The sequence below is a fragment of the Staphylococcus sp. HMSC036D05 genome (assembly GCF_001836225.1).
GTDB classification, from domain to species: domain Bacteria; phylum Bacillota; class Bacilli; order Staphylococcales; family Staphylococcaceae; genus Staphylococcus; species Staphylococcus caprae.
Window position 1 is genome coordinate 851,122 of the sequence record NZ_KV827781.1, and the last position, 13,982, is coordinate 865,103.

A 13,982-nucleotide genomic window follows, 5' to 3' on the forward strand; every position below is an offset into this window, starting at 1 on the left:
TTTGCTAAATTATATTTCTGTCCCTCTCCCTTGAATCTTTTAGTAAAGTGATTAAATCACATAGTTATATTGGTTATTAGTCAACCAAACGTTGAGCTTCTTGTAATTGGAACGTACGAACTTTTCTTGGTAAGAAACGTCTAATTTCATCCTCGTTGTATCCAACTTGTAAACGTTTGTCATCTAAAATAATAGGACGACGTAATAAACCTGGGTTATCTTGAATGATAGAATATAAATCTTGTAAAGGTAAAGAATCAATGTCTACATTCAATTTTTGATATGTTTTAGAACGAGTTGAAATAATTTCATCAGTTCCGTCTTCAGTCATTTTTAAAATTTGTTTAATTTCATCAATTGTTAAATGTTCAGAAAAAATGTTACGCTCCGTATATAGAATGTCATGTTCTTGTAACCATGCTTTCGCTTTACGGCAAGATGTGCAACTTGGTGAAGTAAATAATGTTACCATACATCTCACTCTCCTATTGAATGAATTAAATTCATTATTTTTAATATAATTATCGATTTAAGAAATTGAATTTTTAAGCTTTCTTAATCTTACACTTAATAGTATAACCACCTAAGATTAAAATTAAATGAGAAAATCCTAATTTTTCTGAGAAATCTTGAAATTCATCAAATAATTAATTTGTATATTGTGTATACCCAAATATACTAATATTCTAACACAACTTACAATTTAACGAAATACTGTTATAATGTTATCTAAACAATATTAATTAGAAAGTAGGCATCTAATATGGAAACTTTATTTTCAGGAATTCAACCGAGTGGTATTCCTACTATTGGCAATTATATAGGTGCACTAAAACAATTCGTAGATGTACAAGATGACTATGATTGTTTTTTCTGTATCGTTGATCAACACGCCATTACAGTACCACAAGATCGTTTGAAATTACGTAAACAAATTCGACAATTAGCAGCAATTTATTTAGCAACAGGAATTGATTCAGATAAATCAACACTCTTTATTCAATCTGAAGTTCCTGCGCACGTGCAAGCTGGTTGGATGCTTACAACAATTGCTTCAATAGGTGAACTTGAACGTATGACACAGTTTAAAGATAAAGCTCAAAAACGTGTCGATGGCGTACCAGCAGGTTTATTAACTTATCCTCCTTTAATGGCAGCCGATATCGTTATTTATAATACAAATATCGTTCCAGTAGGAGACGACCAAAAACAACATATGGAACTTACACGTAACTTAGTAGATCGTTTTAACAGTCGTTATAATGATGTTTTAGTAAAACCAGAAATCCGTATGCCTAAGGTTGGCGGGCGCGTAATGAGTTTACAAGACCCTACTAAGAAAATGAGTAAAAGTGATGATAATCAGAAAAACTTTATTTCACTTTTAGATGAGCCAAATGTGGCTGCTAAAAAAATCAAAAGTGCTGTAACAGACTCTGACGGGGTTATTAAATTCGACCGAGATAATAAACCTGGCGTTTCTAATTTATTATCAATTTATTCTGGTTTAACTGATGAACCTATTAAAGATATTGAAGCAAGATACGAAGGCGAAGGCTATGGTAAGTTTAAAGGCGACTTAGCTGAAATCGTTAAAGAATTCCTTATTAATTTCCAAGAAAAATATGAAAGCTTTTATAATTCAGATGAATTAGACGACATCTTAGATAAAGGTAGAGACAAAGCGCATAAAGCTTCATTTAAAACATTGAAAAAAATGGAAAAAGCAATGGGATTAGGACGTAAAAGATAATATAAAAGTAAAACAATAGCGGTTCTGGACTAATTATCCAGGACCGCTATTGTTTTAAATCATCTTACTTTTTCTTGCCTGTATCTCTATCAATAGATTTATCAATATAGACATTTTTAAGTGTAGTGTCAGGACCAACTACATGATAAATTAAACCTTTTACTTGAGGGTTAGTTAGATGCGCCTCTCCCTTTTGATAAATTGGGGCAATTGGTGCATCATGAAGTAATAATTCCTCCATACCTTTCATAGACGCGTTTCTTTTCTTTATATTTTTTAGTAATTTATCATTCACATCATTAAATGAAGTATCATAAGAGGAATCATTCCACCCAGTGTTATTTTGAGGATTATCTTTAGTCATTGTTCCTAAATATGAGGTTGGATCTGAATAATCTGCTCCCCAACCACTTAATGATGCTTCATAATTCATCTTTGTTTCTAACGCTATTCTTTGTTTAAAAGGTAATTGCTTTATTTTTAATGTGATGCCAGGAAGATTTTTTTCTACTTGAGATTTTATATACTCTGCAGATATCTTTGCATCAGGAGTATCTTCAGTATTCATCGTAAAAGTAAATGTTTTTAATTTCAATTCTCTTTTTGCTTTTTCCCAGTTTTCTTTAGCTAGTTTAGGATTATATTCTAGAGGAGAATTAATAGTTGAAGCATAATCTTTATCTCCTTCAACTTTAGCCACTCCTTTTGCAGTTAATGTATTCGAAGGTAAAGAACCGTCATTTTTAACCGCATCAACATAACCTTGTTTATTTATAGATTGTGCAATAGCTAAACGTAAATTCTTATTATTAAATTCCTTAACCTTTTTTTGATTAAATTTGATATAGAAGTTTCCAGAAGTTATCCTCTTTTTTAAAGCTTTTGAATCTTTATATTTACTGACTTGATCAGCAGTTATCAAAGTGTCATCTACAGAACCAGTTTCATACAAAGAAGCCCCAACTTGCTTGTCTTTAAGTACTTTATAGTTAACTTTTTCCAACTTAACATTTTTCTTATCCCAATATTCATTGTTTTTTGATAGTAAAATTTTATCTTCATGTTTCCATTTATCTACTTTAAATGGACCATTGAAAACTGTATTTTCCACCTTAGTTCCATATTTTTCTCCATATCTTTTTGAAACTTTTTCATTTTGTGGATAAAAGGTACTTAAAGTCAGAAGTTCATTTATGTAAGGAATAGGTCGATTTAATTGTATTTCTAATTTATGTTTATTAATAGCTTTTATTCCTAAAGAATCAACCGGCTTTTTACCTGCATTGATTTCGTCAGCATTTTTAATATCCGTCATAATATATGCATACTCGGAACCTGTTTTAGGATTGACAACTTTTCTCCAAGCATAAACAAAATCATTTGCGGTTACCTCATCGCCATTGCTCCATTTAGCATCTTCTTTTAAATCAAAGGTTAATGTCTTACCATCTTTTGATTTTTTAGGCATGTTTTTTGCAAGTGCTAAAGTAGCTTTATCATTTTTATCTAATGAGAACAACCCTTCAAAGGTTTGCTCTGCAATATCATTAGATACCATATCCGTAATCATTGCTGTATCAAGAGTTGTCATATCTTGTGGTATAACTTTTCTAAAGACTTGTCCTTCATCAGAATACATACCCTTATTTTGAGAACATGAACTTAAAATCAAAATTGATATAATTAACATAATCGTTGTTCTAAAATATTTACTCACTTCTATCAGCCTCTCCTAATCTACTTCACTTTTAACTTAGATGCCTTTATTTCTTTTGCTCGCTTTTCAGTAGTAAGTACGAAATGCTGCGAGTTTATCTCATATAAAGATCTATCAATATCCTGATTAATATCTTTATAAGTTTTATTGATACGTGTTTTTTCATAATTAGGATCTAATTTAGGTATTGAATTAAATAATGATTTAGTATACTCGTGCAATGGATTCATGAATATTTCCTCACAAGAACCAATTTCAACAATTTCACCTTTATGCATTACTGCAACCCTATCGGAGATATACTTAACCATAGATAAATCATGTGCGATAAATAAAATCGTTAAACCTTCTTGTTCTTGTAAATGTAAAAGTAAATTTATTATTTGTGCTTGGATAGAAACATCTAATGCAGATATGGGTTCATCAGCAATTATAAATTCTGGTTCAACCGCTAAAGCTCTAGCAATGCCTATCCTTTGTCTCTGACCCCCTGAAAATTCGTGCGGATATCTATTAGCATGCTCTTTATTTAATCCTACTTTAGCCAATAATTCATATACTTTTTGTTCTCTTTCACTTTTATTTTTAGCTAATTTGTGAATATCTATGCCCTCAGCCACTATATCCATAATTTTCATCCTTGGATTAAGTGAAGCATAAGGATCTTGAAATATCATTTGAATACGTTTATTTAATTTCAAAATATCTTTTTTTCTTTTTAAATTATGTATTTCTTGATTATCAAATATGATTTCACCTTTATCATTATTGATTAGATTTATTATGATTTTTCCTAATGTAGATTTCCCGCATCCTGATTCCCCTACTATTCCAAATGTTTCTCCTTTAAGGATTTTAAATGATACATTATTTAAAGCTTTCTTTTCATTAATTCTTTTTAAATTATAAGTTTTACTTATATTTTTAACTTCACAAAGAACTCTATTTTTACTCTCCACTAGCTGACACCTCACTTAATAACAGTGGCATTTTATAATTTAGTGGCATCTTTCTTCTTTTATTTTTAACAATATTAGGAGGGTCTACCACAGATACTCTTTCATCTAACAACCAAGATTTAACAATATGTGTTGGAGATATAGCATATAAAGGCGGTTCCTTTTTAAAATCTATCTCCAAAGCATAATCACTACGTCTTGAAAAAGCGTCTCCTTTAGGAGGATTAAGTAAATCAGGAGGTGTGCCAGCTATAGAAATTAAAGTTTCATTATCTTTTGTATCTAAATCCGGCATTGATGACAATAATCCCCAAGTATATGGGTGTCTTGAATCATAAAATATTTCCTCAACACTGCCAGTTTCTATAATTTCACCTGCATACATTACAGCTACTCTATCTGCTATGTTTGCTACAACACCTAAATCATGCGTTATAAATATAATAGACGTATTAACTTTCTTTTGTATTTCCTTCATCAAATCTAGAATCTGAATTTGAGTAGTAACATCAAGGGCTGTAGTTGGTTCGTCAGCAATCAATAATTTTGGTTCACATGCTAAAGCAATAGCGATAACAATTCTTTGTCGTTGACCACCAGAAAACTGATGTGGATATGAATTAAATTTTTCTTCGCTTTTATCTATTCCTACTAAATCTAATAACTCCATTGCCCTATTCTTCGCCTCATTTTTATTTAGGTTTTTATGGTATATTAGAGGCTCCATTATTTGTTTTCCTATTTTCATAGTAGGATTAAGTGAAGTCATAGGATCTTGAAAAATCATTGAGATTTCTTTCCCTCGTATTTTACTCAATTCCTTATTATTTTTAACAGCTAAATTATCTCCTAAAAATAAAATTTCTCCATTTTTTATTTTCCCTATATTAGTATCAAATAATTTTGTAATTGCCTTAGTAACTACTGACTTTCCAGAACCTGACTCTCCTACAATGGCCAAGGTTTCTCCCTCTAAAACATGAAAATCTACATTTCTAACTGCTTGTATTTCTCCATCTTCAATAAAAAAAGAGACTTGTAAATTTTTAATATCTAGTATTTTGTTAACCATCAACTCATACCTCCTACTTACGCATTTTTGGATCAAATGCATCACGCAATCCATCACTAAATAAATAAAAGAATAAAATTAATAAACTCAGTATTGTTGCAGGTATAAATAGTTCATGTGGGTGAATTAGTAACATTGCTCTACCATCATTTACTAGTGAACCAAGGGAAGTTTTGGGTGCTGGCACACCTATTCCAATAAAACTCAAAAAAGCTTCAAAAAATATTGCATTTGGAATGGTAAACATAGAGGTAACTATTATTGCTCCAAGAGTATTCGGTAATATATGTTTAAAAATAATCCTTAAATTTGAAGCACCCAATGTTTTTGATGCTAATACGTACTCTTGATTTCTTAACTTTATAAATTCTCCACGAACTACCCTACTCATACCTAACCAACCAGTAACGGTCATTGCTAAAATAATAGTCCAAATAGAAGGTTCAAATATTAATACAAACAATATCACTATTATCAAAGTAGGGATCGAAGCTAAAATCTCAATGATTCTTTGCATAACTACATCTATCTTGCCACCAAAATAACCTGATATAGCACCATACATAACACCAACACATATATCTAAAATTGCTGCTACTATACCAATAAATAAAGATACTTGAGTACCTTTCCAAGTGCGAGCCCATAAATCTCTTCCTAATTGATCAGTACCGAACCAAAAATTTTCATTAACATTTTCTTTTTTATATGTATTGTCCCCATTAAAATCAACACCATCGAATGGAAGAAATTTCACTTTATCTAAAACCGGCATCTTAGCTGGAAGATTTCTATATTGAATATTTTGATCTGCATAATCATACTTACTTATTGAAGGACCTATCAAAGCTAAAATAATAATTATTATAAGTCCTACTAATCCTACTATAGCTAGTTTATTTCTTTTCATTTGTGTCCAAGCATCTTGCCAAAAATTTTTAGATTTTCTAGTTATTATATTATCTTCTACTGTTTTTTTATCTTTGAAGGTAAAATCTTTATCACTAAATTCATTTATTAAATTACTGTTACTCATCTATTTACCTCCTTTAACTCTAATCCTTGGATCAATTATTCCGTATAAAATATCAACTACAAATATAGATACTATGAAGAATGAACTAAATAATATAGTAATTGCCATAATTAAAGAGAAATCATTTGTAGCTATAGATCTTACAAATTGGTCGCCTAATCCTGGTACACCAAAAATATTTTCAATTGTTAATGTTCCAGTCATTATGCTGGCAGTCATAGGAACTATGACAGTAATAACCGGTATTAACGCATTTCTCAAAGCATGTACAAATATAATTTTATATTGTGGCACTCCTTTAGCGTAAGCTAAAAGAATATAATCAGAATTAAGTATTTCAATCATTTCAGATCTGATATACCTTGAAACAGTAGCCATAACGATAGCTGATAGAGACAAAGATGGTAAAACTATTGTAGGTAGTCCTTCCCACCCAGCAACTGGAAACCATCTTAATTGAACTGAAAAAACGTTTTGCAAAAGTACTGCTAAAACAAATGATGGAACTGAGACAGCTATTACTGAAACAGTAGTCGCCATATAATCTATCCATGTATTTTGTTTTACTGCTGCTATTACTCCAAGAAATAAACCTAGTACAATACCAATCATTACTGCAATCAATCCCATTTCTAATGATGGAATTAACCTAGGGCTTATTAAATCCCAAACTGGCTGATTGTGATATTGAAAAGAATTCCCAAAGTCTCCACTTATAACATTTTTTAAATAGTTTAGATATTGAACACCGACAGGGTCGTTTAATCCATATTTTTCCGATAATATTTGCTTTTGTTCAGGAGATAATTTTGCATCATTGAAAGGTGAACCAGGCATCAATTTCATTAAGAAAAAAGTTATGCTGATAATTATGAATAAAGAAACAAACATATATCCCAAGCGTTTTAAAAAATATGATTTCAATATTATCACTCCTTTTTCAGAATATTATGTATATTATAAATAGCAACATATGTTATGCGCAATATGTTTTTGATATATATTTTAATATTTGAAAATCTTATGTATTTTTAACAAAACTTAGATAAGCTCTATAAACCACAAAAGCGGCACTGGATTCAACTATCCAGTACCGCTTCTACTTTAGATTATTTTATTTTTTCTTGCCTGTTTTTCTATCAATAGATTTATCGATATACACATCTTTCAATGTAGTATCTGGTCCAACCTTATGATAAACAAGTCCTTTTACTTGTGGATTAGTTAAATGTGCTTCGCCTTTTTGATAAATAGGGGCGACTGGTGCATCATTTAACAAAATATTTTCTGCTTTTTGTAATGCAGCATTGCGCTCATCTGTTTTTCTTAAAAGTTTGCCATTTGCATCTTTCAATAACTGATCGTATTCCTTGTTGCTCCAATCCGTATTATTTTGAGCATTACCTTTAGTCATAGTTTGTAAAAATGCAGTTGGATCTGGATAATCAGGTACCCAACCAGAATAACTTGTTTCAAAATTACCAGATAGTTCTGATGTCGTTTTCTGTTTAAATGGCATTTGTTTAATCTTTAATGTAACGCCTGGTAAGTTCTTTTCAACTTGGGATTTAATATACTCTGCTGAAATTTTCTGAGCTGGTGTATCTTCCGTATTCATTGTAAACTCAAATTTCTTCTTACCTAATTGTTTTTGAGCTTTATGCCAATTCGTGCGTGCTTTTTTATCATTATAAGTTAATGGAGATTTTATTGTACTTGCAAAATCTTTTCCCTCCGGTATTTTAGCAGTTCCAATAGCCGTAAAGTTATTCGATGGTAATGAACCATTATTAAGAACTGAATCAACATATCCTTTTTTATTAATAGATTGAGCAATTGCTAATCTTAAATATTTATTTTTAAACTCAGGTATTTGTTTTTCATTCATTTTAATGAAGAAAGTTCCTGCTGTTAACCTATAGTTAAGCGCTTTATTCCCTTTATATTTATCAACTTGTTCAGATGAAATTGTTGTATCATCAACAGACCCCGTATCGTAGAGTGAAGCACCAGCTTGACCATCTTTTAATACTTTAAAGTTCACTCTATCGAGCTTGACATGCTTCTTATCCCAATACTTATCATTTTTCACCATTTGAATTTTATCTTCTACTTGCCAATTGGTTACTTTAAAAGGTCCATTATATACTGCTTTATCTGCAGTTGTACCATACTGTTCACCATATTTTCGGGCAATTTTTTCATCCTGAGGATTAAATGTGTTTAGTGCTAAAAGTTCATTAATATATGGCACTGGTCGTTCTAAATCAATTTGTAATTTATATTTTCCTAATGCTTTAATTCCTAAGTCTTTTACAGGCTTTTTACCTGAATTAATAGCATCAGCATTCTTAATATCTGACATGATGTAAGCAAATTCTGATGCTGTCTTTGGATCGACTACTTTACGCCACGCAAAGACGAAATCTTGTGCTGTGACTGGATCGCCGTTAGACCATTTTGCATTTTTTCTCAAATTAATCGTCAATGTTTTACCACCATTGCTCTTTTTTGGAAAGGATTTAGCAATCGCTGGTTCTGCTTTGTCTTTTTTATTAATAGAGTATAAACCTTCAAAAGCTTGAGCAACGATATCTCCAGATACAGCATCAGTGATTAAGGCTGTATCCAATGTTGTCATATCTTGAGGAATAACCTTTCTGAAAACTTGTCCTTCGTCTGAGTATAAACTTTTTTTATTACTACAAGCGGATAAAACAATGATTAAACTCAATATAAACATTAAGAATTTAAATTTATTCATCTCTCATTTCCCCCTTCCCTTTAAGTTATATATTTTGAGTAGCGTAAGCTTCACTTAATTTTTCCGCTTCTTCCTTCGTTGTAAAAACGTAATGATTTGGTCTAATTTCATTCAAATGTCGATAATTGTTAAGAGAAGCATCTTCTTCATAAGACACACGTTGACGTGTTCTTTCACTCTCAGGGTCAGGTTGTGGAATAGCACTTAATAGAGATTTCGTATAGTCATGTAAAGGGTGATTATAAATTTCATCTGCAGGACCAAGCTCTACTATTTTTCCAAAATGCATCACTGCAATTCTATCGGAAATATATTTAACCATAGATAAATCATGCGCGATAAATAAAAATGTTATCCCACGCTCTCGTTGTAGACGAAGCAATAAATTGACTACTTGAGCTTGAATTGATACGTCTAAAGCAGAAATCGGTTCATCAGCGATAATAAACTCTGGTTCCACAGCCAATGCGCGTGCAATACCAATACGTTGTCTTTGCCCTCCTGAAAATTCATGAGGATAACGATTTGCATGTTCTTTACCTAAACCAACCGTTTCTAACAAGTCATATACACGTTTCTTTCGATCCCGCTTACTACTAGCAAGTTTATGGATATCAATACCTTCTCCTACAATATCCATCACTTTAAGACGTGGATTGAGCGACGCATACGGGTCTTGGAATATCATCTGTATTTTCTTATTAAACTTCAATAAATCTTTACGTTTTCGAATTTTTTGAATATCAATACCTTCATACTCTATTGCACCACTTGTAATGTCGTTTAATTTAATGATTGCTTTACCAGTAGTTGATTTTCCGCAACCAGACTCTCCAACTAAGCCTAAAGTTTCCCCTTTATAGATATTAAAACTTATATTATCAATCGCTCTGACTTCATTTTTCTTACCTTGATTAAAATATTGTTTTAAATTTTTTATTTCTAATAGAACCTTTTCGCTATTTTCCATTAAACGACACCCTCTCTACTTTTTGTGGTTGCTCGTAGTTATTAGGCATATGTCTTAATCGTCGTTGAACCATTTCAGGTGGTGTCACTTGAGGCGCACGTTCGTCTAATAACCAAGATTTGACAAAGTGTGTTGGTGAAATCCTGAACCATGGTGGCTCTTCTTTAAAATCAATATCCAAAGCATATCGACTACGACGTGCAAAGGCATCACCTTTAGGAGGATGAAGTAAATCAGGTGGTGTCCCTGGAATTGCAATTAAGTCAGTATCATTACTTGTAGTTAAATCAGGCATTGAAGAAAGCAACCCCCACGTATAAGGATGTTTAGGATCATAAAAAATTTCATTTACATCTCCTGTCTCAATCATCTGTCCCCCATACATCACTGCCACTTTATCCGCAATATTTGCTACAACGCCTAAATCGTGTGTAATAAAAATAATAGATGTCTCGATTTTATCTTGAAGCTTTTTCATCAAATCGAGTATTTGAGCTTGCATTGTCACATCTAAAGCCGTTGTTGGCTCATCTGCAATAAGTACTTTGGGTTCACATGCTAATGCTGTTGCGATAACAATTCTTTGACGCTGACCGCCAGAGAATTGATGTGGATATGCTTTAAATCTCTTTTCCGCATGTGGTAAACCTACTAAGTTTAAAATTTCTAGCGCACGTTGCTTCGCTTGTGATTTACTATAATTTCTATGCTTAATTAAGGGTTCCATGACTTGTTTACCAATTTGCATCGTTGGATTTAATGATGTCATAGGGTCTTGGAAAATCATTGAAATATCTCTACCTCTTAATTGAATTAATTCTTTTTCAGATTTTTGGGCCAAATCTTCACCTAAAAATAAAATTTCTCCTTTTTTAATTCTTCCAGCATCCCCTTGGAAAAGTTTCGTAATAGCTTTTGTTGTTACAGATTTTCCTGAACCAGACTCACCTACAATAGCTAACGTTTCCCCTTTGTTTAAATAAAAATCTACACCTCTAACAGCTTGCACTTCCCCTGCAGTAATATCAAAGGACACATGCAAGTCATTGACTTCTAAAATTCTCTCTGTCATAACTTTTGCCTCCTTTACTTACGCATCTTAGGGTCAAATGCATCACGTAACCCATCGCTAAATAGATAGAAAAATAAAATTAACAAACTTAAAATGATTGCTGGTATAAATAATTCGTGTGGATGAATGAGTAACATTGCACGTCCATCATTTACGAGTGAACCTAGCGACGTTTGTGGTGCCGGTACTCCTATCCCTATAAAGCTTAGAAATGCTTCAAAGAATATCGCGCTAGGCACAGTAAACATTGAAGTAACAACAATCGCACCTAAAGTATTTGGTAAAATATGTTTAAATATTAATTTCCATTTAGAAGCACCTAGTGTTCGAGAAGCCATTACAAACTCTTGGTTTTTTAATTTTAAAAATTCCCCACGTACAACTCTGCTCATTCCGAGCCAACCAGTAATGGACATCGCTAATATGATTGTCCAAATTGAAGGTTCAAAGATTAATACAAATAAGATAACGACAATTAAATTTGGAATAGAGGCAATAATTTCAAGAATTCTTTGCATTATATCGTCCACTCTACCCCCAAAAAATCCTGAAATTGCACCATACACAACTCCAATAAAAATATCTAAAAGTGCAGCAACGATACCGATATATAATGAAATCTGTGCCCCTTTCCAAGTTCGTGTCCATAAATCACGTCCAAGTTGGTCGGTACCAAACCAATAATTTTCTTTAGCACCTGCTTCTTTATAAGCATCCTTTCCATCTGCACCTTCCCCATTAAATGGTAAAAATGGAACTTTATCTAATACAGGAACCTTTGCCGGTAAATTACGGTATTCTACGTGTTGTTCAGCGTAGTCATGTTTATTCATCAATGGTCCGACAAACGCCAAAATGATAATAATTAGTAAACCAATCATTCCAACTACAGCTAATTTATTTCTTCTAAGTTGACTCCATGCATCTTGCCAAAAGTTTTTACTTTCACGCTGCATTTCAGGTTCTTGATTTAAATCTAACTCTCGGATAACAAAATCTGAATTAGATATTCCCTCTGAAGTATGTGTCATTGCCGCGTTAGATACATCATCGTTTAATTTAATAGGTCTTTTCATATCACTCATTATTTCTTACCTCCTTGTACACGAATTCTTGGATCAATGATGCCGTAAAGAATATCTACAATGAAGATAGACACAATAAATAAAGTGCTGAAAAGTATTGTTGTAGCCATGATGACCGAGAAATCATTTGTTGTAATCGATCTGACGAACTGGTCCCCTAATCCTGGTACGCCAAATATATTCTCAATCGTCAATGTACCTGTTAAAATACTGGCTAACATTGGAACGATAATTGTAATGATAGGTATGAGCGCATTTCTTAAGGCGTGCCCAAATAAGACCCTTAACGTAGAATTACCTTTAGCTCGCGCCAAAAGAATATAATCTGAACTTAGTACTTCAATCATTTCTGCCCTTATGTATCTTGCTACAGTTGCTAATACAGTTGCAGATAACGCAAGTGAAGGTAGAACTGCAGTTGAAAAGCCTTCCCACCCCGCAACTGGAAACCATCTTAATTTAACTGCAAATACATACTGTAGTAGTACAGCTAAAACAAATGAAGGAACTGAAACTGCAATAACTGAGATAACAGTAGTTGTATAATCCACCCATGTATTCTGCTTTGTAGTAGCAGCAACTCCTAATATGAGCCCCACAATCACCCCGATAATCATTGCTGTAATACCCATTTCCATAGATGGTATCAGCCTTGGCTTCACTAAGTCCCAAACTGGCATATTATGATATTGGAATGAATTCCCAAAATCTCCTGTGACCACATTTTTGATGTAATGAAAATATTGAACAGCCACTGGATCGTTCAAACCATATTTTTCATTAAGTATCTCTTTTTGTTGTGGATTCAACTTTGCATCATTAAATGGTGAACCTGGCATCAATTTCATTAAGAAAAATGTAATCGTAATAATAATAAATAATGATACAAACATATAACCTAATCGCTTAAGAATATACCTCGTCATTTAATCTCCCCCTATAATATTAAATTTTCAAAATTAACATTCCCTTCGCAATTTTCAGAAATATTTATACATATTATATATACAGTTTTCATACAATTGCAATATAGTTTTACTTTAAAGTAATATAGTAAATAATAAATTAACAATGTAATATGTATTGTAGCAATAAACTCCATTACAATATTTTCGTAATCATAGTAATGAGGTAAAATATGTATAATATTGTTAACGGAGGTGTACACCTATGCGTTTTAAATCTATACTAATTGGCACTGGACTGACGCCCTTCTTATCATTTATCATTTGGCTATTGACTGCACATGAATTACTGAATTTCATTAATATACTATTTTATGTATCTTTAACTTTTTTTATCATTGTTTTTGCTTTACTCATCGTTCAAGAAGGTATTTTCGATGCAACAAGTTATGGTTTTCGTCGTTTAAAATATCAACTTTCTTCAACTAAGAAAAAACAAACCATAGAAGATGATGAATTTTTTAACCCTAAACATATTAAAAAGGACCACTACATGATTTCATCATGGGTGATCCCTATATTACTCATTAATCTTTTTTATTTCGTTTTAGCTATTGTTATTTCATTTTCAATATAAAAAATCTTCAAG

The 13,982-nt window shown here is 32.0% G+C and carries 13 protein-coding genes; 2 read left to right on the forward strand and 11 right to left on the reverse strand.

What is annotated here, in order from left to right; genetic code table 11:
* Nucleotides 1-76: 76 nt before the first annotated feature.
* Nucleotides 77-472 carry a transcriptional regulator SpxA gene (gene spxA, locus HMPREF2580_RS08610; RefSeq protein WP_070832018.1) on the reverse strand — a complete coding sequence of 132 codons (396 nt, stop codon included), beginning with the start codon at nt 470-472 and terminating at the stop codon, nt 77-79.
* A gap of 291 nt (nt 473-763) precedes the next feature.
* Here spxA and trpS point away from each other — a divergent pair, with 291 nt between their 5' ends.
* A complete protein-coding gene (gene trpS / locus HMPREF2580_RS08615) occupies nt 764-1,753 on the forward strand; it encodes a tryptophan--tRNA ligase (RefSeq protein ID WP_070832021.1) in 990 nt (329 codons plus the stop codon).
* Between the two features lie 64 nt (nt 1,754-1,817).
* On the opposite strand, the gene HMPREF2580_RS08620 is transcribed toward trpS, so the two are convergent.
* From HMPREF2580_RS08620 to opp3b (HMPREF2580_RS08665), 10 genes are all read right to left on the reverse strand, one after another.
* Complete coding sequence (locus HMPREF2580_RS08620) at nt 1,818-3,443, reverse strand: peptide ABC transporter substrate-binding protein (RefSeq protein ID WP_256323985.1); 1,626 nt, start codon at nt 3,441-3,443, stop codon at nt 1,818-1,820.
* A 47-nt stretch (nt 3,444-3,490) separates the two neighbouring features.
* Nucleotides 3,491-4,429 carry an ABC transporter ATP-binding protein gene (locus tag HMPREF2580_RS08625; protein WP_070832027.1) on the reverse strand — a complete coding sequence of 313 codons (939 nt, stop codon included), beginning with the start codon at nt 4,427-4,429 and terminating at the stop codon, nt 3,491-3,493.
* On the reverse strand, nt 4,419-5,501 hold the full coding sequence (locus HMPREF2580_RS08630; RefSeq protein WP_070832030.1) for an ABC transporter ATP-binding protein: 1,083 nt from the start codon (nt 5,499-5,501) through the stop codon (nt 4,419-4,421). The genes HMPREF2580_RS08625 and HMPREF2580_RS08630 overlap by 11 nt, the downstream gene beginning before the upstream one ends.
* Before the next feature lie 13 nt (nt 5,502-5,514).
* On the reverse strand, nt 5,515-6,537 hold the full coding sequence (opp3C, locus tag HMPREF2580_RS08635; RefSeq protein ID WP_070832033.1) for an oligopeptide ABC transporter permease: 1,023 nt from the start codon (nt 6,535-6,537) through the stop codon (nt 5,515-5,517).
* Complete coding sequence (gene opp3b / locus HMPREF2580_RS08640; RefSeq protein WP_141756872.1) at nt 6,538-7,461, reverse strand: oligopeptide ABC transporter permease; 924 nt, start codon at nt 7,459-7,461, stop codon at nt 6,538-6,540.
* Between the two features lie 190 nt (nt 7,462-7,651).
* Nucleotides 7,652-9,301 (reverse strand): peptide ABC transporter substrate-binding protein, encoded by a 1,650-nt coding sequence (locus HMPREF2580_RS08645; RefSeq protein WP_070832035.1) that lies wholly within the window; start codon nt 9,299-9,301, stop codon nt 7,652-7,654.
* A 25-nt stretch (nt 9,302-9,326) separates the two neighbouring features.
* On the reverse strand, nt 9,327-10,271 hold the full coding sequence (locus tag HMPREF2580_RS08650) for an ABC transporter ATP-binding protein (RefSeq protein ID WP_070832041.1): 945 nt from the start codon (nt 10,269-10,271) through the stop codon (nt 9,327-9,329).
* Nucleotides 10,261-11,343: an ABC transporter ATP-binding protein gene (locus HMPREF2580_RS08655; RefSeq protein WP_070832044.1), complete on the reverse strand. Its 1,083-nt coding sequence runs from the start codon at nt 11,341-11,343 to the stop codon at nt 10,261-10,263. The genes HMPREF2580_RS08650 and HMPREF2580_RS08655 overlap by 11 nt, the downstream gene beginning before the upstream one ends.
* Nucleotides 11,344-11,357: 14 nt before the next feature.
* Nucleotides 11,358-12,428 carry an oligopeptide ABC transporter permease gene (gene opp3C / locus HMPREF2580_RS08660; protein WP_070832047.1) on the reverse strand — a complete coding sequence of 357 codons (1,071 nt, stop codon included), beginning with the start codon at nt 12,426-12,428 and terminating at the stop codon, nt 11,358-11,360.
* Complete coding sequence (opp3b, locus tag HMPREF2580_RS08665) at nt 12,428-13,354, reverse strand: oligopeptide ABC transporter permease (RefSeq protein ID WP_070832049.1); 927 nt, start codon at nt 13,352-13,354, stop codon at nt 12,428-12,430. Before opp3b (HMPREF2580_RS08665) ends, opp3C (HMPREF2580_RS08660) begins: the two co-directional genes overlap by 1 nt.
* A gap of 244 nt (nt 13,355-13,598) precedes the next feature.
* Here opp3b (HMPREF2580_RS08665) and HMPREF2580_RS08670 point away from each other — a divergent pair, with 244 nt between their 5' ends.
* A complete protein-coding gene (locus tag HMPREF2580_RS08670) occupies nt 13,599-13,970 on the forward strand; it encodes a DUF3899 domain-containing protein (RefSeq protein WP_070832052.1) in 372 nt (123 codons plus the stop codon).
* The last annotated feature ends 12 nt before the right edge of the window (nt 13,971-13,982 follow it).